Source organism: Nocardia sp. NPDC127606 (genome assembly GCF_042671725.1).
GTDB lineage: Bacteria > Actinomycetota > Actinomycetes > Mycobacteriales > Mycobacteriaceae > Nocardia.
In genome coordinates this window covers 240,739-260,250 of record NZ_JBHXWQ010000007.1, presented here as the reverse complement: position 1 = coordinate 260,250, position 19,512 = coordinate 240,739, and the positions used below count along the sequence as shown (strand labels likewise).

General features: G+C 63.2%; 19 protein-coding genes and 3 pseudogenes. 9 read left to right on the top strand and 13 right to left on the bottom strand.

The annotated features are described in order from the left end of the window. Nucleotides 1–111 precede the first annotated feature (111 nt). A complete protein-coding gene (locus ACFVJ5_RS27570; RefSeq protein ID WP_379224389.1) occupies nucleotides 112–1,239 on the bottom strand; it encodes an LLM class flavin-dependent oxidoreductase in 1,128 nt (375 codons plus the stop codon). A 159-nt stretch (nucleotides 1,240–1,398) separates the two neighbouring features. Between ACFVJ5_RS27570 and ACFVJ5_RS27565 the strand changes: the two genes are divergently transcribed. Then, on the top strand, nucleotides 1,399–2,802 hold the full coding sequence (locus tag ACFVJ5_RS27565) for an MmgE/PrpD family protein (RefSeq protein WP_379224387.1): 1,404 nt from the start codon (nucleotides 1,399–1,401) through the stop codon (nucleotides 2,800–2,802). Nucleotides 2,803–2,921: 119 nt separating this feature from the next. On the opposite strand, the gene ACFVJ5_RS27560 is transcribed toward ACFVJ5_RS27565, so the two are convergent. Then, nucleotides 2,922–3,173 carry a transposase gene (locus ACFVJ5_RS27560; protein ID WP_379224386.1) on the bottom strand — a complete coding sequence of 84 codons (252 nt, stop codon included), beginning with the start codon at nucleotides 3,171–3,173 and terminating at the stop codon, nucleotides 2,922–2,924. Between the two features lie 52 nt (nucleotides 3,174–3,225). Between ACFVJ5_RS27560 and ACFVJ5_RS27555 the strand changes: the two genes are divergently transcribed. After that, on the top strand, nucleotides 3,226–3,597 hold the full coding sequence (locus ACFVJ5_RS27555) for a hypothetical protein (RefSeq protein WP_379224384.1): 372 nt from the start codon (nucleotides 3,226–3,228) through the stop codon (nucleotides 3,595–3,597). Between the two features lie 361 nt (nucleotides 3,598–3,958). On the opposite strand, the gene ACFVJ5_RS27550 is transcribed toward ACFVJ5_RS27555, so the two are convergent. The 9 genes and pseudogenes from ACFVJ5_RS27550 to ACFVJ5_RS27510 form a co-directional block, all read right to left on the bottom strand. Then, nucleotides 3,959–4,195 carry a hypothetical protein gene (locus ACFVJ5_RS27550; protein WP_379224383.1) on the bottom strand — a complete coding sequence of 79 codons (237 nt, stop codon included), beginning with the start codon at nucleotides 4,193–4,195 and terminating at the stop codon, nucleotides 3,959–3,961. Between the two features lie 110 nt (nucleotides 4,196–4,305). Then, complete coding sequence (locus tag ACFVJ5_RS27545) at nucleotides 4,306–5,001, bottom strand: hypothetical protein (RefSeq protein ID WP_379224566.1); 696 nt, start codon at nucleotides 4,999–5,001, stop codon at nucleotides 4,306–4,308. 71 nt (nucleotides 5,002–5,072) lie between these two features. Continuing rightward, nucleotides 5,073–5,551 (bottom strand): annotated as a pseudogene (locus ACFVJ5_RS27540) (alcohol dehydrogenase catalytic domain-containing protein). Between the two features lie 139 nt (nucleotides 5,552–5,690). Next, the gene (locus ACFVJ5_RS27535) at nucleotides 5,691–6,734 is read right to left on the bottom strand and encodes a flavin reductase (protein WP_379224381.1); all 1,044 of its coding nucleotides are present in this window, start codon (nucleotides 6,732–6,734) and stop codon (nucleotides 5,691–5,693) included. Nucleotides 6,735–6,827: 93 nt separating this feature from the next. Beyond that, entirely contained in the window at nucleotides 6,828–7,748 is a 921-nt protein-coding gene (locus ACFVJ5_RS27530; RefSeq protein WP_379224379.1) for an alpha/beta hydrolase, read from the bottom strand. Nucleotides 7,749–7,750: 2 nt separating this feature from the next. Beyond that, the gene (locus ACFVJ5_RS27525; protein WP_379224377.1) at nucleotides 7,751–8,347 is read right to left on the bottom strand and encodes a nuclear transport factor 2 family protein; all 597 of its coding nucleotides are present in this window, start codon (nucleotides 8,345–8,347) and stop codon (nucleotides 7,751–7,753) included. Beyond that, on the bottom strand, nucleotides 8,344–8,844 hold the full coding sequence (locus ACFVJ5_RS27520) for a MaoC family dehydratase (RefSeq protein ID WP_379224375.1): 501 nt from the start codon (nucleotides 8,842–8,844) through the stop codon (nucleotides 8,344–8,346). The genes ACFVJ5_RS27525 and ACFVJ5_RS27520 overlap by 4 nt, the downstream gene beginning before the upstream one ends. Continuing rightward, on the bottom strand, nucleotides 8,844–10,079 hold the full coding sequence (locus ACFVJ5_RS27515; protein ID WP_379224373.1) for a CaiB/BaiF CoA transferase family protein: 1,236 nt from the start codon (nucleotides 10,077–10,079) through the stop codon (nucleotides 8,844–8,846). Before ACFVJ5_RS27515 ends, ACFVJ5_RS27520 begins: the two co-directional genes overlap by 1 nt. 6 nt (nucleotides 10,080–10,085) lie before the next feature. Further along, on the bottom strand, nucleotides 10,086–10,943 hold the full coding sequence (locus ACFVJ5_RS27510) for an enoyl-CoA hydratase/isomerase family protein (protein ID WP_379224372.1): 858 nt from the start codon (nucleotides 10,941–10,943) through the stop codon (nucleotides 10,086–10,088). Between the two features lie 628 nt (nucleotides 10,944–11,571). Here ACFVJ5_RS27510 and ACFVJ5_RS27505 point away from each other — a divergent pair. The 7 genes and pseudogenes from ACFVJ5_RS27505 to ACFVJ5_RS27475 all read left to right on the top strand — a co-directional run bounded on the left by ACFVJ5_RS27505 (nucleotide 11,572) and on the right by ACFVJ5_RS27475 (nucleotide 16,824). Next, the gene (locus ACFVJ5_RS27505) at nucleotides 11,572–11,898 is read left to right on the top strand and encodes a hypothetical protein (protein WP_379224370.1); all 327 of its coding nucleotides are present in this window, start codon (nucleotides 11,572–11,574) and stop codon (nucleotides 11,896–11,898) included. A gap of 84 nt (nucleotides 11,899–11,982) precedes the next feature. Beyond that, nucleotides 11,983–13,296 carry a bifunctional 3,4-dihydroxy-2-butanone-4-phosphate synthase/GTP cyclohydrolase II gene (locus ACFVJ5_RS27500; protein ID WP_379224368.1) on the top strand — a complete coding sequence of 438 codons (1,314 nt, stop codon included), beginning with the start codon at nucleotides 11,983–11,985 and terminating at the stop codon, nucleotides 13,294–13,296. Continuing rightward, nucleotides 13,266–13,421: pseudogene (locus ACFVJ5_RS27495) on the top strand (acetyl-CoA C-acyltransferase); the annotation flags it as partial. The gene ACFVJ5_RS27500 and the pseudogene ACFVJ5_RS27495, both read left to right, overlap by 31 nt. An 18-nt stretch (nucleotides 13,422–13,439) precedes the next feature. Continuing rightward, complete coding sequence (locus ACFVJ5_RS27490; RefSeq protein WP_379224366.1) at nucleotides 13,440–14,171, top strand: SDR family NAD(P)-dependent oxidoreductase; 732 nt, start codon at nucleotides 13,440–13,442, stop codon at nucleotides 14,169–14,171. 25 nt (nucleotides 14,172–14,196) lie between these two features. Beyond that, nucleotides 14,197–15,993, top strand: coding sequence for an acyl-CoA dehydrogenase (locus tag ACFVJ5_RS27485; protein ID WP_379224364.1), 1,797 nt, complete (start codon nucleotides 14,197–14,199; stop codon nucleotides 15,991–15,993). 16 nt (nucleotides 15,994–16,009) lie between these two features. Next, nucleotides 16,010–16,218: pseudogene (locus tag ACFVJ5_RS27480) on the top strand (short-chain dehydrogenase); the annotation flags it as partial. 147 nt (nucleotides 16,219–16,365) lie between these two features. After that, the gene (locus ACFVJ5_RS27475; protein WP_379224363.1) at nucleotides 16,366–16,824 is read left to right on the top strand and encodes a MaoC family dehydratase; all 459 of its coding nucleotides are present in this window, start codon (nucleotides 16,366–16,368) and stop codon (nucleotides 16,822–16,824) included. 572 nt (nucleotides 16,825–17,396) lie between these two features. On the opposite strand, the gene ACFVJ5_RS27470 is transcribed toward ACFVJ5_RS27475, so the two are convergent. Beyond that, nucleotides 17,397–18,050, bottom strand: a complete 654-nt coding sequence (locus ACFVJ5_RS27470) for an LLM class flavin-dependent oxidoreductase (RefSeq protein WP_379224361.1) — start codon at nucleotides 18,048–18,050, stop codon at nucleotides 17,397–17,399. A gap of 624 nt (nucleotides 18,051–18,674) precedes the next feature. Continuing rightward, on the bottom strand, nucleotides 18,675–19,496 hold the full coding sequence (locus tag ACFVJ5_RS27465) for an SDR family NAD(P)-dependent oxidoreductase (RefSeq protein WP_379224359.1): 822 nt from the start codon (nucleotides 19,494–19,496) through the stop codon (nucleotides 18,675–18,677). Between the last annotated feature and the right edge of the window lie 16 nt (nucleotides 19,497–19,512).

Here is a 19,512-nt window from a genome sequence, read left to right as displayed (position 1 = left end):
GGGTTGGTCGCGCTGCCAGCGTGGACACGGTTGGTCTGTGCACGCCATCGCCCGGAGTGTGACGGCATGCGACGTCCTGTTTCGGGTATCTGCGAGCTGACTGTGTCGATGTCATCGAGCCCGCAGACCCGCCTCGACCATCAGCGGCAGAATGTCGTCCTCCATCTGCTGCAGACCCTCGTCATAATTGACCCAGGACAGGGCCAGACCATCCAGACCAGCCTCGGACAACTCGACCATCGACGAGACGATCTGCTCCGGAGTACCGACCAACGTCAAAGCACCACGCCCAGCAGCCAACCGCTCGATCTTCTGCCAGTGCTCCTCCTGGCCGACCTCGAGACTCTTCGAGTTCGCCGAACTGGTCTCGAACAACCGCTCGATCGCAGCCACGTCGGCCTGATCACGATGAACCCACCGGAAGTACTCCCGAGCCTCGACCTCCGTCGAGCGACACACCACATGCGCCCGGCCGAAGACCCGAACCTCACGACCATGAGTCTCACGCGCAAGCTGCTTGATCTCCGCGATCTGACGCGTAGCGGTCTCGAGATCCTGCAGAGAGGCGAAGATCAGATCACTGTGCGTGGCCGCGAAGTCCCGCCCAGCACCACTGGTACCCGCGTTCATCAGCACCGGATAAGGCTCCTGCAACGGATGCGGATCCGAGAACGCGTCGACAGCGGTGAGGTGCTCACCGAGGAAATCGCGCGGACCGTCGCTGGTCCACAACTGCTTGAGCAGCCTCGTCCACTCATCGGCGTAGGCGTAGCGCCCCTCATGATCCTTCTGAGTGATCCCGAACATCGCGAACTCCTCGGGAAACCAGCCCGCTACGACGTTGACTCCGAACCGGCCACCGGAGACATGATCGGCAGTGGCCGACATCTTCGCCGCAAGCGTCGGATGGAAGATCGGCACATGAACGGTGGCGAACACCTGGATCCGCTCGGTCCGCGCCAGAAGCGCCGTGGCCCACGTGAACGGCTCGAAACTGCGGCTGGACAGATCAGCCTCGCCACCGAACCCACGCCAGCGCGCCACCGGGATCACGGCATCGAAACCGATCCGATCCGCATGCTGAGCCAGCCGCAGACTCTCCTCCCAACTGCCCACCACCTTGCCCTCGACATTGGCAAGGGTCACACTCCCGCGCATGTTGGTGGCAAACGTGGCCAGCTTCAACCGGTTCTCCTCGTTCAGCACCGGCGTCGACCACTTATCGACACGAACATCCACCGCCTCAGACGGCACGCTCCCCGCTGCCCCCAACGATCCCACCGTATTCGCTGACAATGTCTCCCACCTTCCCTAACGCTCCGCATACGACCGGCCCCGGCTCACTCCGAGCGCCACCTCGCCGCACCAAATGGTCTTTGAATACGATACCATAGTGGGATGAATCCGATTCCACAATGGCGCGGCGCCACTGGGTCAGCAAGCATCTCGCCGGTCCAAGGTTTCACCTCACGGATCGCGCATGAGGTCAGCGCATTGCGCTACGAAGATCTGTCACCTCAGACCTTGGCGCGCGCGAGACACATGTTGCTCGATTGGCTCGGAGCTACCATCGCTGGATCGGTCGAACCAGCTGGACGGATTGCACAGGCCGTCGCACTCGAGGCCGATTGTCGGCCCGTGGCCAAGATCGTGGGAACCAACCTGCGCAGCTCGCCTCGTGATGCCGCACTCGCAAACGCTGTCGCCGCTCATGCTCTCGACTTCGACGACTCGAGCATGTGGGCCGAGGGCCACACCTCGGCAACGATCGTGTCGGCCGCGGTCGCGCTCGGGGAAGGGATGCAATCGACCACCGCGCAAGTGGTTGAAGCGATTGTTGCCGGTCTGCAAGGGCAAGTGCGCATCGCACTCGCAACCGGTCCATCAGCGTACGAGAAGGGCTTCCACGGCACGGGTACCTATGGGACTTTCGGCGCCACGGGCGCCTGCGCACGCCTCTTGGGGCTCGATGCCGAAGGGCTCGCGCAGGCCTACGGTCTGGCAGCCACCCAGGCGGCCGGCCTCAAGATCAGCTTCGGAACCATGGGCAAACATCTCAACGCAGGGAAAGCAGCAACCAACGGCATGCTGGCGGCTCAGCTGGCAGCAAAGGGCTTCACAGCACCGTCGGACGCGATCGAGGGGCGTCAGGGCTTTGCGTGGACCCAGAGCACATCCTTCGACCCGGCGCGGCCTCAGGAGGTCATGGGCGACCGATTGGCAATCGAGTCGGTCCTCTTCAAACGGCACGCCTGCTGTCATGGGACACATTCGGCGATCGACGGCATCGCCCAGATCCGCACCCAACGCTCGTTCTCCGACGATGACATCGTCCACGCCCGATTGACAGTATCCGACAAGATGCTTGACATCTGCTGCATTGCCGATCCAGTCACAGGACTCGAAGGCAAGTTCAGCGTGCGCCATGCCGCAAGCCTGGCGCTGGCAGGTTTCGTCACCGGTCCCGATGCATTCACGGACGAGCGCGTCCGCGATCCGCGGCTCGTCGCCCTGCGCAATCGAATCGAGGTGGACCCGAGGCCGGACAGACCCTTGGTCGGGCCGACACACGTCGTCGTCAATCTCACGAGTGGCGAGCGCCTCGAGGCCGAGGTCGACGTCTTCCAACCGTCCACCGACGCCGAGCTTCCGGCTGAGTGGGACGCGCTCGTGACTAAGTTCGAGGCGCTGGCGTCCCCAGTCGTCGGCGGATCAATGACGCAAGACCTGGTGCGACGCATCGCCCGATTGGATCCGGACTGCCCGATCGACCAGCTGCTTGGACTGCGAGACATCGCGTGATGCCCGATGCCGGGTGTCCCGACACGTACGCGGAATCGGCGGCGACCCGTCCGGCGACCACGTCGGCGTCCAACCCACGGGCGATCATCGTCGCTGCCGACCCCGCTTTAGAGCGTGTCTCATGTGGCGTTGCGTGCCATGTAGAGCTTCTTGTAGCAGGTCAGTGCCGCTGCCAGGGTTAGGAACCCACAGTAGTGGGTGCCCTTGCAGTCGTAGCGAATCGAGAGCCGGTGATAGCCGCCGAGCCAGGCGATGGTGCGTTCGATGACCCACCGATGGCGGCCGAGGTGTTGGCTGGATCGATCCCTCGCGGGCGATCCGGACACCAATTCCTCGATCGCGCACCCAATCCCGCAGTTCGCAGTGGTCATCCGCGTGCCACCCGCCGCACCACATCACCTTTGACTAGGAAACCCTTCATGCATGAAGGGGGTCGAATCGTCCAGTGAACCTTCCACCGCGTTGCGAAATGTGTTGCACGCCTTTGCTGTTCACCATGCCAGAGGGCATACCGGCGCCAGGACCGTAAGCTACGAACCGTCCTCGCTCACTCCCGAGCACAACGCCGAGGTCCTCGACATCCACCACCGGATCGACCGGGAGATTCGCGAACTCGTCGAGCGCGGCGTCACGGCGGGCGCCTTCGACACCCCCAGTCCGCGCATGGCCACAGTCGCCCTGCTCTCGCTGGGCATCGACATCGCCCGCTGGTACCGCGACGAGGGCGAACGGAGTCCTGAGGACATCGCCGCCGCCTATGCCGACATGGCTCTACACATCGTCGGGGCGCGCTGAGCCAGCCGCGAAGTCCCGTTTAGAGATGTTCGACAACGCGGTCAACGTGGCCAAAAACGATGTGAGCGGCATCGATCGGCGATATTGCCGATCCCGCGCGAGCTGTCGTGCGTGCGTGCGTAAATGCGTTCTGCGAAGGCCGTTTCCAGCCCCGAGTCACACATCCTTGACGGGGTAGTAGGGGCTGAAGTCGACAGCCGCAGCGCGTCCTCAGCTCGGGACCGCATCATGCAGTCCTCCGCGCTACACCCTACGGCGATCATCAGGAAGGCCATCGCCGCGAACGGCGAGTAGATCGGCCCAGGATCATCGTGGCAATCATGGACCTGGCCGTCGGCATCGAGTGGATCCGGCGAGGCCATCAGGGGATCACCCAGTTACGTTCACAGGGAAGGCGCGGCAACAACAATGCAGCGGTGTCGGCGCACATGGTGGCGATACCGTCGGTGTGAGTGGCGTTGAACGCCACGACAAACCGGCATGCGGCGCTGACACAAGCCTCGTAGAACAGATCCAATACCTCGCCCCCGATATCAGACCAGTGGATCCGGACTATGACATCCGGCTCTGCGATTTTTGGTGTGAAGTGCTCGACCATGGTGTGACCAATGAGAGTAGTTGCCGAGACATGGGCACATGTGGCGATGCCACCGTGCGTCCCGAACGCAGCGGGTCGCCGCCGAGAGGGCTCTCGGCGGCGGTGTTTGGCTACTTCGCCGGAGTGTAGGGCTGATTGATGGTGGTGAAGTACTGCACTGCCGCCATCACCGCTACCGGAGCGGTCACCAACAGCTGACCTGCCACCGTGCCAAGAGCGCCGATCGCGACGATGCCGCCCAGACACCCCACTGCCGCCGCCGGAATGAACGGACCGAAAAGGCCGACGATCGTCGCGGCTGCCACTGTCGCACCGGCGATTCCGCCGAGCACACAGCCCACTGCGGCGCCCCCGATCCCGCCGACCAAGGTCCCGACCGTCGCACCCACACCGATAGTGCTGGTCAGCCGATTCCATGCGGCTTGTTCACGGTCGTATTCGCTCTTCCAGGGTGCCTTGTCCTCGTAAGGCAGCGCGACGGGCCGATACACCGCGCTCTCACGGTCGAACTTCGGCGTCAGGGTCGCCACCCGTCCCGCTACGTCAGCGGCAATCGGAAAAACGAAATCGTCTACGCGGAAAGACAATTCAGTTCCCGCCAGGACCGCACCGGCTGCCGATCGGACTGTGAACACACCGTTTTCGACGCCCAATGATCCACCATCGGTAGAAATGATGGTCGATGTTTCGGATGTCGTTGCTGTGAAGTTCACCGCGGGGTCGGCATTCGGTGTAGCTCCAGCCAAACCTGCGGTCACGCCGAAGGCCGCGATCAACACAGACGATACGGCAGTGAATTTCCTCATCTTATTTCCTTTTCTAGCGAACAGTGAAGGTCGCCGGTTTTCCGGCGGACAATGGTCGAGCCCTGGTCGTCTCACACAAGGACAAAAGACACGATTAGCATCAGTCGCGACCGCGGCCAATTGAACGAGAGATCGCCGATATCGATGAGGCGCCGCGCATCGACGGCGACATACTCCGCCAATCCGCCGTCCCGCCCGAGGGCGGCGATAAAGGCATCATCACGCGCATCGCAGTAGTTCCAAGCACCGTCCACACAGCTGGCGCAGTCCAGGCAGCCTGTCGGGGCGTAGACCGCTGCTCTCATTCCGTACAGGGAAGGAGAGACACCTGCCCCGTCTCCACGACCACTCCGGCAATCTCGTGCCCGAGAGTGAAGGGAGCAAGGTCATCGAGGTGCGGCAAGGACGAGGTACCGTGAGCGACGTGCACGTCGCTGTGGCAGACGCCTGCCGCACCGACCCGGAGCAGAACCTCGCCGTCACCAGGCAACGGGCAGGCGACATCCTGCAACGCGACGTTACTGGGACCGATGTAGCGCAGCGCTTTCATCGTTTCGTCGGTCATACAGTTCCTAACTTAGGCAGGTCGTCGGCGAATAACGCCTCGAGCCGGTCAATCTGTTCACGGGTGACTCGGAGAATGCCGTGCGTCCTCTGGCCGAGCTAGCGCAGAGCGAAGATTCGTGCGTTCAGCGGCTCACGACGCTCATAGCGAATTTGGCGTACTGGTCCTCGACTTCGTGGCGCTCGAGGCGCCCTCCGTCGTGGAACCACCGGGCGATGGAAAAGATCGCATCGCAGATGAACTGTTGCGCCATGCGCGGGTCAATACTCGGATCAAATGCGCCAGAACTCACGCCTCGCTCGATGACGCCTTTCCAGTGTCTACGAAACTCCTGCTCGAGGTCTCTGACGCGCGAGGAAGTACCGAGGCCCGAGCGTTCACTCTGGAACAATATGGCTGCAGCGGCATAGTCGCGCAGAGACTCCAATGACATCGTGATCAACGACTGAAGCTGCGCTTGGGGAGACCCCTCCACATCAACGGCGCCACCGAATCGACCCAAGAGAACCTCGAGGAATCCGATGAGGAGCCGCTCCACGATTTGTTCACGGCTCTCGATCCACGCCTGGGATTCGAACGCGTCGAGGTTCAGGAGGTCGGCTACTTCCTCAGCCAACCTGGCCGGCGCAATCTCCACCGCGGCAGCCTTCGCCTCAGATACTGGAGACAGCTGCGGAAGGTGTAGCTGCGCATAGCCACCGCGCAGAAACGTCATCGGTAACTCGTCGGATTCAACGGAAAGATCAACTACACGCCCCACAACGATCTGATGATCGCCGGAATCGAACACCTGCTCGATCTCACAGTCCACCCACGCCACTGAGCCACTCAGAATAGGAGAGCCGGTTGCCCCCGGCCTCCAATCTGCACCTTCGAACTTGCGGCCTCCTTTCACCGAGAATTGTCGGCACAGCTCCGCTTGGTGCACGCCCAAGACGTTGACACAAAAGGCACCCGACGAGCGGATCTTGGGCCAACTCGTGGACGACTTCGCCGGCATGAACGACACCAACGCCGGCTCTAGGCTGAGCGACGTGAACGTACCGACCACCAGCCCGACCGGTCCCTCGGCGGCGGAATTTCCCGACACTACCGAGACCCCCGTCGGGTAGTGACTGAGCACTTTTCTGAAGGTATCGGCGCCGATATCGGACTCTTTGGTACTCATTTACTTACTCCTTCGTGGTCCACTACTTTGCGTACGAACATCAATGTCGGCAGCTGAGCACAGCTGGGCAGCCGGTCTGCGTGAACGCAAACCTCAGCTCGCCCCGACGACCCGGTCACCTACGAATGCACCGATCTCCCGCAGTGCCTCCTGCGCCTGGGGCAGGAACTCCGAGAACAACGGCCAGACATGCACCATGTCCTCGTACTCGCTATAGGTGACGTGCACTCCCTCGTACTCAAGTTTGCGAGCGAGATTGCGCGAATCATCACGCAACACCTCCGCGCTCCCCACGAGCAGTAGACAAGGCGGAAGCCAATCAAGAGCTGACTGCATCGGAAACGCAGCCGGAGCATCATCGGGTCCCCGCCCCGCCAGATACATCGCCGCGTTTCTTCGAGTACCGTTGCGCGAGACGATCGGGTCGATGCCAGCGAGCTCGTCGAAACTGGCGTTCGTGACTGTCAGGTCGACTAGGGGCGACACGAGCACAAGGCATTCAGGTAACTGCCCGCCTTCGCGGTGCAACTCCCACAGAGTGCTCAGAATAAGTCCCCCACCCGCGGAATCGCCGATGGCAAAACATGACGGCGGGCCCACCTCGTCCATGACTGCGGCGAAGACGGCGCGCGCATCCTCGACGGCCGCCGGGAACGGATGCTCCGGAGCCAGGCGGTACTCCGGGACAAAGATCCGCGCATTGGTCACGCGGGAGACCTGCGCGGCGTACGCGCGATAGCCCTTGGCCGACCCCATGGTGTATCCGCCACCATGCAGCATCACGCCTACACGTCCGTCGTCCGCACCTGCCGCCCGGACCCAGTATCCCGCGACGCCGCCCACCGAGGCGGCCCAGATCTCGGCATCGCCGGGGATCGACAGACGGGCGAGCAACGCTTCGAAGCCCTCGCGTCCGTCCTGCAGGACCCCTCCACCCCTGGCCGACCGCACATCGCGAAACATCGCTACGACCCGGTCGATTGGACGAGCAGCACCGGTGACAGTCTCTTCCACGACTACGCCTTCTCCCTGCGGGCCGCCAACGCGGCCTGATAACTCGACAGATCTTCTGGAATCTCCGCGTCCCGCGGCTCGGCACCAGGCACGCGAACGCGCTGCCGACCAGACAGGCTCCGTCCCAACTCTTCGTGGGTAGAGAAGTACTGGTAGCGCATTTCGCGGCGGGCGAAGAGCCACTGTCCCTCAACACAGCGATACTCATCGTCGTAGCGGTAGGCGGCCACCACCCGTTGGCCCGCCATTTCGAGCTCGCCGTGGCCCATCTGCACACCGACGGCGAAACCCGCGCCCGGCGCCAGGTCCACCACGTGCTGGTGACCGACATGGGCCGCCATCGAATATGTGGCCATGATCTGGGCGTAGAACCGGCGCAGTTCCTCTCGACCTATGTGGACATGTCCAGCTCGGTGGAAAGTTGCGTCCTCAGTGAACAGCGCTACGAGATGTTCCAGGTCATGGCTGTCGACGAGGATCGGATAGATGGCGACTAGTTGACGGATGGCGTCCAAATCGACCAACCGTTGTAGGTGTTGGAGTTCTGATCCCGCTTCGACGCGCGGACTGGAGTTGATGTTGCCGACATCCAGCGTCATGGTCTGCCTCCTGTAGGTGTCCTGCGTTCCCCTTCGATCAGCTGGCTGGAATACCAATAGACGACCTCGGCGACAACGACGGGCTTCTCGACGCCTTCGGCTTCGACGACCACCTTGAGTGTCACCTGGGTTCCGCCCGTCTTCGGGGCCGCGTCGATCATCGAGGCCTGCAGCCGCAGCCTCGAGTCGACCGGGATCGGGCTGGTGAACCGCACGCGATTGCTGCCGTAGATGAGCCCGACCGCGACGCCTTCGACCTTGTAGATCCGGTCCATCAGCCGCGGGATCATCGACAGCACCAGATCCGCCTGTGCGATCGTGCCGCCGAACTGGCTCTCCCGAGCGCGAATCGGGTCACTGTGGATCCAATCGTCACTGCCAGTGATGGCCCCGAACTCATCGATCATCGCCTGCGTGATCACCGGGCCATCGACACTTCCGAGCTCGGCGCCGACCTGCCTAGCGAACTCGTCGATGCTCGCGAATGTGCGCGGCATCAGACCGCTGCCTTTACCGACGAGTAGATGACGTCTCGCTTCTGGAGAACATCCACCTCATCCTGTGTGAAGCCGAGCTCGTTCAGCAGCTCGAGTGTGTCCTCTCCGAGAGCTGGCGGTCGGTACGACGCAACTCGTGTCCACGTGCTCGATCGATACGGGGTTGCCGGCAGCCAGTGCGGTTCCGTCATGTCGTTGTCGACCTCCGCAAAGTCGCCGAGGCTGCGAAGCACCGGATCGGTGACGACCTCCAGGTGGGAGCGGACCGGCGCGGCGATGATCCCCGCCTCGGCGAGGGTGCTGGCCCATTCGTCTCGCCCCCGGGGAGCGAAGATTGGGGCGAGGACCTGCTTGAGTTCCTCTTTGTGTGCGATCCGATCCGCGTTGGTGACGAAGCGGGGATCATCGCAGAGCTCTGGGACACCGAGCAGATTGCACAGCTTGATCCACTGGTCCGGGAAGTAGGCGACCACCATCAAGAAGCCGTCGGCGACACGGAACAAGTCGGTCGGCGCGCCCAACGCGCCGGCAGTGTTTCCTGGACGCTCGAGCTCGCTGCCGAACCTGGAGGCAATCGCGTATGCCGAGCTCTGGAGATAGGTCCCTACTTCGAACAGCGACAGCTGCACATGCGCGCCGACGCCAGTCGTCGTGCGTTGCAGCAGCGCGGCAAGGATCGCCTGACCGAGCGCGAGGCCGGTCCCGGCGTCGATGATCTGGACGCCCACCTTGTAGGGATCGCCGTCCTCTGGACCGGTGACCGCCATCAGACCGCTCTCCGCCTGTAGCACTGCGTCCGTGCCCGGCCGATCGCGACCCGGCCCATCCGTGTTGTAGGCCGACAACGACGCATAGACCAGATTGGGATGCGCCGCGTGCAACGCCTCGTAGCCGAAGCCGAGGCGCTCCATTACCCCCGGACGAAAATTCTGTATCAGGACATCGCTGGTCGCGACCAACCTCGAGATGACCTCGCGGCCCTCAGGCGTGGACATATCCACGGCAAGCGCCCGCTTGCCGCGGTTATAGGCGGCGAACGTGGCCGGCACACCGATTTCCGGTCCCACCGTCCGTCCGAGCTCGCCTGCAGGCCGCTCGATTTTGATGACTTCGGCTCCGAGGTCCGCAAGCATCACACCGGCTGCGGGCCCCGCGATCAACTGAGAGAAGTCCAGCACGCGGTACCCGGCCAGCGGCGCGCTATTAGATGACGCAATATTCAATTTCCTGTACACCCTTCATCATCGGCCTTCAAAGGACGGTGCCCCGTCCCGATGCAGAAACGCCTGACGCGCGACCTCGTGATCACGGGTCACAGCCGCCGCAGATTGGCTTGTCGCCTCGAGCTCCAGCGCCGCGTGAACCCCGAGCGTGGGACTTCGGTCCAGCATCCGCTTGGTGAACCCCAGCGCGACGGTGGGGCCAGCAGCTAGCCGCGCGGCCAGCTCCATAGCGCGATCGAGGACCACGCCCGGCGCACACAACTCGGTGACAAGTCCCCAACGCTCAGCCTCCTCGGCCGTCAGCCGACCTTTGAGAAGCGCAAGCTCTTTCGCTCGTGCCCCACCGACAAGCCGGGGCAAAGTGAACGACAGGGCGAAGTCCGGGACGAGCCCCAGACGGCTGAACGCGAAGACGAAGTCCGCCTTATCGGAAACCACGCGGAAGTCGCAGGCAAGCGCGATGCCTACTCCGGCACCTGCCGCTACCCCGTTGACCGCAGCGAAAGTCGGCTTGGGTAACTCGAACAGGGGCAGAACCAACGTCTCGTTGATGCGACGCATCGTCGCTTCAACAGACTCCCGAGTCCGCGGTTCCTGCATCGCCTTGATATCGCCGCCTGCACAGAACGCCTTACCAGATCCCGTGATCACTACGCTGCGGACCTCGGGGCTCGACGCCTGGGCGAATGCTTCACCCAAGGCGGCCTTCATATCCGCCGTCATCGCGTTGCGATTCTGCTCCTGAACCATCTCGATCAAAAGCACCGCATTGTGCCGCGACAATCGAACGTGCTGTGTAATGCCCTGGCCCCGCCCCTCGAAGTCCTCATCAACCCGCGGCAACGCAGCGTTTGGAGTTACGTCACTTACCGACATTCCACATTCCCTTTCTGAGACGCACGGAGTGATATCGCCGCCAGCGTGGACATCGCTTGGCCTCTTCGCGCAACCGCCGCGAGCGTGACGGCGCGAACACGAAACCGCTTCGGGTATCTGCGAGTTGGCGGTGTGGGCATCATCGGGCGTGGTCGGCCGTGGCGACATTTTCGCCGCAAGCGTCGGGTGGAGGTTCGTGACGCGGACGGTTGCAGGCAAGCGTGCCACCGGGGGCGAACGGTGTCGAAGCCGATCCGATCCGATCCGCGTGCTGAGCCAGTCGCAGACTCTCTGCCCAACACCTTGCCTTCGACATCGGCAAGGGTCCCACTCCCCCGCATATTGGTGGCAAAGCGGACAGCTTCAACCGCGACCCCCAACGGTCTCACCGCTTTCGCTGGCAATGTCTCTCACCTTCGCTTCGCGGACGACGGGCCCGACTCATTCCGAGTGTCACACGTCACACCATTTGATCCTTGAATACGATACCATAGATGTATGAATCCGATTCCACAACACCTTGACGGTGCCCCGATCCGGTGATAGACCAGCCTCACGCGCCAGTCAGCAGTCAGCAGTCACCGCCCAGGCCGCTCCGCCGGAGCTGGGATCGAGAGGAACCGAGACAATGTCCACACCGCTCGCCCTGAGCGCCATCGAGCAACTCCCGGTCATCGAGGAGATCCGGCCGGTCAAAAGTAGGTACGCGTATAGCGCCGACTACTACAACCACGAGACGTTCTTTCGTCTCAAGGATGCCGATCGGAGTCAAGCCGCTCGCGCTCAGGCCTGCGTGGAGCGCGGCGAGGAGGCGCCTCAGGCGCTCTTAAACCTGCGAGCCGTCAACCGCACCTGCTCTGACAACAGCGACGTCGATCCGATCGTGACCCAGCGCGGGATTCAGCGAGGGCCGCTCACCACCGACCCTGCGGAGATGATGCATCGGCCGCGTTGAACCCACGGGAGCATGGGACAGGTCGCTTTCACGTTCGTCCCGGATCCATTGCATGCCTTACATATTCAGAAAGTGGTACCAAGGATGTCAACCGAAACCCTGAGCAAGGCGCGGGAAGCTGGACACCTGCGCGTCGAAGCGGCCCTTACCGCCCTACGCGCGGGTCGGCTGATCCTGGTGGTCGACGACGAGGACCGGGAGAACGAGGGCGATCTCATCATGGCCGCTGAGCACGCCACGCCCGAGGCGATGGCCTTCATGATCAGGCACACCACCGGTCTGCTCTGTGTAGCGCTACCTCAGGAGCGCGCCGAAGAACTCCGACTGCCGCTCATGGTGAGCGAAGGCAGCGATCCCCGAGGCACCGCCTTCACCGTATCCGTGGACGTGCGCGAGGGCACGACCACCGGCGTGTCCAGTTCGGACCGCGCGAAGACCGCACGGGCACTGGTCGATCCAGGCACCAGGCCCACCGACCTCACCCGGCCCGGCCACGTGTTTCCCTTGGTGGCGCGGGATGGCGGAGTGCTTCGCCGCGCCGGTCACACCGAGTCCACGGTGGACCTCTGCCGCCTGGCTGGGCTCGAGCCCGTCGGGGTCCTGGCTGAAGTGATGAACGACGACGGCACGATGGCGCGGCGTCCCGATCTGCATCGGATGGCCGACGAGCACGACCTGCCGATGCTGTCGGTGGCCGACATCATCCAGTATCGGAGCCACCAGGACTCTCTCGTCCGGCGGCGCTCGAGTGGCCGGGTTCCGACACCGCACGGGACCTTCACGGCGGTGTGCTACGACTCGGTAATCGACGGCACCGAGCACGTCGCGCTGGTCCTCGGCAACGTTGACCAGCGCACGGGCGACCCGTCGCCCGTGCTCACCCGCGTGCACTCAGAGTGCCTGACCGGCGACGTCTTCGGCTCGATGCGGTGCGACTGCGGGGAGCAACTCGACGCGGCCATGGCTCGCATCGCCGCAGCCGGCCGCGGCGTCGTAGTGTATTTGCGCGGGCACGAAGGCCGCGGCGTGGGGCTCTCGCACAAGCTGCGGGCCTACACGCTGCAGGATGCGGGGCTGGACACCGTCGACGCCAACCTTGCCCAGGGCCTGCCGGTCGACGACCGCGACTACGGCATCGGCGCGCGTATCCTCGCCGATCTCGGAGTCGGTCGAATCGGCCTGATGACGAACAACCCCGCAAAGTACCGCGGCCTGTCGGGCCACGGCCTGGAGATCGCCTCCCGCGAGCCGATCATCATCTCACCCAACGCGGAGAACCTGCAGTACCTGCGGACAAAGCAGATGCGGATGGACCACACGCTGGACGTCCACCCGGAGAATGGCCCCGCGAGTCTGATGGAGAAGCGGCAATCGCCCTCAGTCACCCGTTCGGCGTAGCCGGCGCCCGCATCACCGCGACTTTGCTCAACAACCTGACCACCCATGACAAGCAGTTCGGCCTCGAAACAATGTGCGTCGGAGGCGGACAGGGCATGGCGATGATCCTCGAACTCCTCAACTGACAAGAGAAGAAAACATCAATGGGCAACATCACGTACGACTTCACCGGCAAATCAGTCATCGTCACCGGCGCCGCCCGCGGCATCGGGCAAGCCCTGGCACGGCACTTCGCCGAGGCCAAAGCAACGGTGTTCATGGTGGACTTCGACAAGGACGAACTCGACAAGGCTGCCCGTGAGGTCGGCGCAATCGGTATCCCTGCCGACGTCAGCAGCACCGGAGACATCGAGAACGTCGTTTCGACGGTCATCGCCGAAACCGGGCGGATCGATATCCTCATCAACAATGCCGGCATCCTGCGCGACAAGGTGCTTTGGAAGCTGACCGACGACGATTGGGACTCGGTCCTGAACGTGCACGCCGGGGGCACCTTTCGCTTCACCAGGGCATGTGTACCGCACTTCCGGAAGCAAGAATTCGGGCGAGTCGTCAACATCACCTCCTACACCGGACTGCACGGCAACCGCGGCCAGGCCAACTACGCAACCGCCAAGGCCGGGATCATCGGATTCACCAAGACCGCCGCGAAGGAACTGGCGGCGTTCGGTGTCACTGTCAACGCGATCTCGCCGAACGCCGCCACCCGAATGACCGCCTCGATCCCGAAGGAGAAGATTACCGAACTGACCGGGCCGATCTCGCGGTTCGCCGACCCGTCCGAGATGGCCGATGCCATCTGCTTCCTGTCTTCCGAGGAAGCCGGTTACATCACCGGCGTCGTCCTTCCGGTCGACGGCGGCGTCTCCATCTGACACCACCTTCTGAACGGATGAACCAATGACCGACGTCCTCTCTCGGCGCGACCTCGACTTCATGCTCTACGAATGGCTCGACATCCTCTCACTGACCTCACGAAAACGTTTCACCGAACACTCGAAAGACACATTCGACGCGGTGCTCGACCTGAGTGCGGATATCGCGCACAAGCACTTCGCCACGCACAACAAGAAGTCCGACGCGCACGAGCCCGCCATGCGCCCCGACGGCACCGTCGAAATGATCGACGAGGTCAAGGCGGCGCTGGACGTCTATGCGTCGGCGGGACTGATCGCGGGGCAATTCGACGAGAGCGTCGGAGGCATGCAACTGCCCACCACGGTGGCACGGGCGGCGATGGCCTGGTTCCAAGCCGCCAATGCCGGCACAGCCGCATACCCATTCCTGACGATCGCCAACGCCAATTTGATCGCAGCCTACGGCACCGAACAGCAGGTCGACGACTACGTCCGTCCGATGCTCGAGGGCCGGTACTTCGGTACGATGTGCCTGTCGGAACCCCAGGCAGGATCATCGCTAGCGGACATCACCACTCGGGCGGTGCCACAGCACGACGGTAGCTACCGATTGACCGGCACGAAGATGTGGATCTCGGGAGGCGACCATGAGCTCACCGAGAACATCGTGCACCTGGTGCTGGCGAAGACCCCGGGTGGCGGTCCCGGGGTCAAGGGCATCTCGCTGTTCATCGTCCCGAAGTTCCTCCCCGGTGCCGACGGGGGCATCGGTGAGCGCAACGATGTCACGCTGATGGGCCTCAACCACAAGATGGGCAATCGTGGCACTACCAACACGCTGCTCGCATTCGGTGACGGAACACATTCCCCAGCAGGGCAATCCGGAGCAGTGGGGTTCCTCGTGGGGCAGGAATATCGTGGCCTATCGCATATGTTCCATATGATGAACGAGGCCCGGATCGGTGTCGGATTCCTCGCGATCGCCCTCGGCTACGTTGGTTACCTGAAGTCGCTCGAGTATGCAAAGGTCCGAACCCAGGGCCGCCCGCTCGGAGCGAAGGACCCATCCTCTCGGCCGGTATCGATCATCGAACACGCCGATGTCCGCCGAATGCTGCTGGCACAGAAATCCTATGTCGAAGGCGCTCTCGCGCTCGGCCTCTACTGCTCACGGTTGGTCGACGAGCGGGATACCGCGGAGCACACGGCGACGGTCGAGGAAGCAACATTGCTCCTCGACGTCCTGACCCCGATCGCGAAGAGCTGGCCGTCGCAATGGTGCCTCGAGGCCAACAGCCTCGCGATCCAGATTCACGGAGGATACGGCTACACCCGCGACTACGACGTCGAACAGTACTACCGCGACAACCGGTTGAATCCAATACACGAAGGCACGCACGGCGTTCAAGGACTGGATCTATTGGGCCGCAAGGTCACCATGCAGGACGGTGCCGGATTCTCACTGCTCGGATCGAAAGTTACCGCGACCATCGAACAGGGCCGAGCGGTCGGCGGCGACACCGCCCGCTACGCGGCCGAACTCGATGTCGTGTGGAACCGGATCATCGAGGTCACCGCGAGACTGTGGTCGGCAGGCGACACGACGACAACGTTAGCGAACTCGTCGGTGTACCTGGAGGCGGTCGGGCATACGGTGATCGCGTGGATGTGGCTCGAACAGCTCATTGCCATCGGCGGCAAGGACGGCGACTTCTACGACGGCAAACGGCACGCCGCCCGCTACTTCTATCGCCATGAGCTGCCCAAGGTCGCACCGCAACTCGATCTGCTGGCAAGCCTGGACCGCACCATTCTCGACATGAATCCCGGTTGGTTCTGACCAGGAGACATTGCACATGAGTGTGCTCGACAAATTCCGTCTTGACGACTGGGTCGCCATCGTCACCGGGGCGTCGTCTGGACTGAGCGTCGCTTTCGCCGAGGCCGACGCGCTCACGGCGCGCCGCGTCGACAAGCTCGATGACACAGTTGCATTGGTTCGCGGGGCGGAAGCCGCGCTCTTGCCGTGGCCACCTACATCGCTCACCCGAGCCAATGCACCGCAAGACTGGTGTGGCTGGCCTGGGATGCCGCCGGTTACGTCACAGGACAGTCGCTCGCGGTCGACGTCAGCGTCACCATCACTTGACTGATGGCGTCCGTCCGCCCCTACCCACCGCTAATCACTTCACTTCTCTAAGAGCAGGTAACCATGCCCACCACGATCGACGACGTCGACGCCCTCCACCGCCTTCTCGGGCAGCAACTCGAAAGCAGCGACTGGTTCGACATCACCCAAGACCGGGTGAAAACCTTCGCCGACGCCACAGAAGACCACCAATGGATCCACATAGACGTCGCACGCGCCAACGCCGAAAGCCCCTTCGGCGCACCTATCGCCCACGGCTACCTCACGCTGTCATTACTTTCCGCCATGGTCCTTCAAGTTCTCACTGTCCGACAGACCTCGATGGCCGTGAACTACGGCCTGAACAAGGTTCGATTCCCCGCACCCGTTCCAGTCGGATCCAAGATCCGACTGGAAGCCGAAGTTACCTCGGTCGAAGACATCGCTGGCGGTGTCCAGATCACGCTTCGCGCAACAGTGCACTGCACCGCGGTCAACAAGCCGGTCTGCGTAGCCGAACCGGTCTACCGCTTCTACCGATGACCGCTCGAACCGGGCGATGGTTCACCGGTTGACCGATCAATGGTCGGTCGACGAGCAAGACCGGACGCTGTCAGCCAGGACCAGAAACCACTTCGCTCCAATATGGAAGTAGACACGATCGAGGAATCCAACGAGATTGTCGATTCCGGGGCACGCCGCAGATAACCACCGCCGGATCGATCCCGGCCGCGCACGCTCGGGGAGACGTTCACTGCGGAGGCAACGTTGCTGCACCCACTGCCCGAACGAGCTGTTCAAGCCCGACCGCGGGTTAACTCCACGGGTCGGCCACCGAATCAAGATGTCCGGCGCCCGCCTAGGCACCGACCAGACCACTCGCCCACCGGGCGAAGCTGAAAGGTCACCGTCGAAGGACTACCGTAGCCGCTTCGTTCAGGGTGTGCCCTCCTACTATGGGCGGGGTTCGGTCACTTTCTCGAAGCACCGATCCGGAGGTCGAGTCCGTACTGCGCAGGCGCGCCGAGATGATCCCGCATCTTCGTTGATGTCGATGGAAACCCAGAAACCGTCGCAAGCGCCCGCCTCGAACCACTCCTGCAGATGGTCCGCTGTCACCGATGCAGTACCGACGGGGGTGGGGTGGAGTCGATAACGCCGTGGGCGAGGATGTCTCGGATCGTCCAACCGTCGCGGGCGACCTCTAGCGCACGCACGATGCGCGGGTCGAAGGGACTGGGACTCGCCTCGCCTCCGCCAACTGCGCGGGCGTGAGGGGCTCGTCGAGGTTTGCTGACGTTCAGCGTCGCAGGCAGATTCTGCATGGCGCCCAGGTATGGCGCTCGAGCGCGGTCGGTGAGCTCACCGAGGGCCACTCGACGGTCCAGCGCCTCCCGCTTGGTCGCCCCGATGGCCGGCGACACGCCGGCGAAGAACTTCACCTCATCGGGATCGCGGCCTGCCCCGCGCGCCGCTTCGCGCTGGTTGCGGGCATCCTCGATCGTGAACACGGCGCCGATGACCCCGCTGGCGTACCTACCGGCGAGCTCCGCGCCGTTGCTGCCGCCACCAGCAGAGAAAAATGACGGGCTGTCCCTGCCCGGACGGGAGGGATGGCCAGCGGGCCGCACGAGACGAAGGCAGAGTGGGCGCCGAGGGTCTGCGGTCCAAACCGCCCACCCGCCGCAGAGAGCGTAGCAATCGCGTTGCAATGCAATCCTTTTGCACTCGGTGTACCCAAGTGGAGTGGCTATCCGTTCGCTGTGCATCCAGCCCGCCTCTCCTACGGCCGTTTGAGTGGGCAGTCACAACTGCCATCACCGTAGGCCTCCCGGATCAACACCGAGTTGCCCACCAGCGACCCACTGGTCGAGGACATCACCGGATCGAGTCCCTCACCGCAGATCGCCTTCGCCTGTACCAACGAGATCGGTTCGATCTATGGGCGGCGGTGGCGCGGAGACTCCGATGTGCAGCCCGTACGTCGGCGAAGAACAGGTCCTTGCCCACTTCGGGCTGACCAATCTAGTCGAGCTTGGGCCCAACTCCTACCGGATGCGTTCAAACCCGACCCTGACAGTCGCGGATGGCTGCGAGTGCCCCCTCGCAAGACCTCGTCCTACGTGTTCCGGCGCAGGACGTCATCAGAGACGACAAACAGACTGCAGAGCTGGCAGAGATAGCGACCGAACTCGACGTCACCCAGGCATTAAAGGGTTCTGCTTTCACCGATGCGGGTCGGAATCCCGGTAGTCGTCGAGAGCTCGTCGATCCTCATCCTTTCCTGAGCTTCTGCTACTGGGCGCGGTCCTCGCGAGAGCACCGACTCCGAGACCCGAAGGCGTTCGCTCCCACCATTATCAGGTGGCCTGCTGCAGGGCTCGGCGGGACGGTTACCTCTGGCCGGACTCGGCCTCGGCGGACAACTCGGCCCATTCCTGCCAGCCCTTGACCCGGTCGGCGTAGAGCTGCGGGACGATCTGGAGGGGGAATGTGCCGAAGAAGATCCGGGACGGCGGGGTTTCGGCGTCGACAACTTTCAGCAGCGCGGCGCCGACACCCGCCGGGTCGGGATTCGGGACGTCGGCGAAGCTGGCGTGGACCGTCTCCCGGTAGCTGTCGTAGGCCGACAGCGGTGCGGAATGGGCGGAGGACGCGTTGAACTCGGTGCCGAAGGGACCAGGCTCAAGAACTGTCACCTTGATACCGAAGGTTGCTACTTCCTGGGCAAGGGAGTCCGAAAGCCCTTCGACTGCCGCCTTGGTGGCGGTATAGCCGCCCGTAGTGGGAAAGGCAGCGAGGGCGAGCAGGCTGGTCACGTTGATGATGTGGCCACTGCCCTGAGCGCGCAGGTAGGGCAGTGCCGCCTGGACGACCCACAGGGTGCCGAAAACGTTCGTCTCGAACTGGGCGCGGACGTCGTCCTCGGTCAGCTCTTCGACCATGCCGAACAGGCCGTATCCGGCGTTATTGACGACGACGTCCAGGCGACCGAAGTGCTCTTGTGCCTGCCGGACGGAATCGGTCACGGCAGCTTTGTCCGTGACGTCCATGGACAGCGGCAGGATCGCGTCGCCATGGGCGGCCACCAGGTCGGCGAGCGCGTCGATGTTGCGAGCGGTCGCCGCGACCTTGTCACCGCGAGACAGCGCCGCCTCCGTGAATCGCCGACCCAAGCCGCGCGAAGAACCAGTGATGAACCAGATCTTGCTCATGAGAAGTACTCCTCGA

Coding starts and splice junctions, on each gene's coding strand:
- ACFVJ5_RS27565 (WP_379224387.1), top strand. CDS start 1,399: ATGAATCCGATTCCACAATGGCGCGGCGCCACTGGGTCAGCAAGCATC.
- ACFVJ5_RS27560 (WP_379224386.1), bottom strand. CDS start 3,173: ATGACCACTGCGAACTGCGGGATTGGGTGCGCGATCGAGGAATTGGTG.
- ACFVJ5_RS27555 (WP_379224384.1), top strand. CDS start 3,226: ATGAAGGGGGTCGAATCGTCCAGTGAACCTTCCACCGCGTTGCGAAAT.
- ACFVJ5_RS27550 (WP_379224383.1), bottom strand. CDS start 4,195: ATGGTCGAGCACTTCACACCAAAAATCGCAGAGCCGGATGTCATAGTC.
- ACFVJ5_RS27545 (WP_379224566.1), bottom strand. CDS start 5,001: ATGAGGAAATTCACTGCCGTATCGTCTGTGTTGATCGCGGCCTTCGGC.
- ACFVJ5_RS27535 (WP_379224381.1), bottom strand. CDS start 6,734: ATGAGTACCAAAGAGTCCGATATCGGCGCCGATACCTTCAGAAAAGTG.
- ACFVJ5_RS27525 (WP_379224377.1), bottom strand. CDS start 8,347: ATGACGCTGGATGTCGGCAACATCAACTCCAGTCCGCGCGTCGAAGCG.
- ACFVJ5_RS27520 (WP_379224375.1), bottom strand. CDS start 8,844: ATGCCGCGCACATTCGCGAGCATCGACGAGTTCGCTAGGCAGGTCGGC.
- ACFVJ5_RS27510 (WP_379224372.1), bottom strand. CDS start 10,943: ATGTCGGTAAGTGACGTAACTCCAAACGCTGCGTTGCCGCGGGTTGAT.
- ACFVJ5_RS27505 (WP_379224370.1), top strand. CDS start 11,572: ATGTCCACACCGCTCGCCCTGAGCGCCATCGAGCAACTCCCGGTCATC.
- ACFVJ5_RS27500 (WP_379224368.1), top strand. CDS start 11,983: ATGTCAACCGAAACCCTGAGCAAGGCGCGGGAAGCTGGACACCTGCGC.
- ACFVJ5_RS27490 (WP_379224366.1), top strand. CDS start 13,440: ATGGGCAACATCACGTACGACTTCACCGGCAAATCAGTCATCGTCACC.
- ACFVJ5_RS27485 (WP_379224364.1), top strand. CDS start 14,197: ATGACCGACGTCCTCTCTCGGCGCGACCTCGACTTCATGCTCTACGAA.
- ACFVJ5_RS27475 (WP_379224363.1), top strand. CDS start 16,366: ATGCCCACCACGATCGACGACGTCGACGCCCTCCACCGCCTTCTCGGG.
- ACFVJ5_RS27470 (WP_379224361.1), bottom strand. CDS start 18,050: ATGCACAGCGAACGGATAGCCACTCCACTTGGGTACACCGAGTGCAAA.
- ACFVJ5_RS27465 (WP_379224359.1), bottom strand. CDS start 19,496: ATGAGCAAGATCTGGTTCATCACTGGTTCTTCGCGCGGCTTGGGTCGG.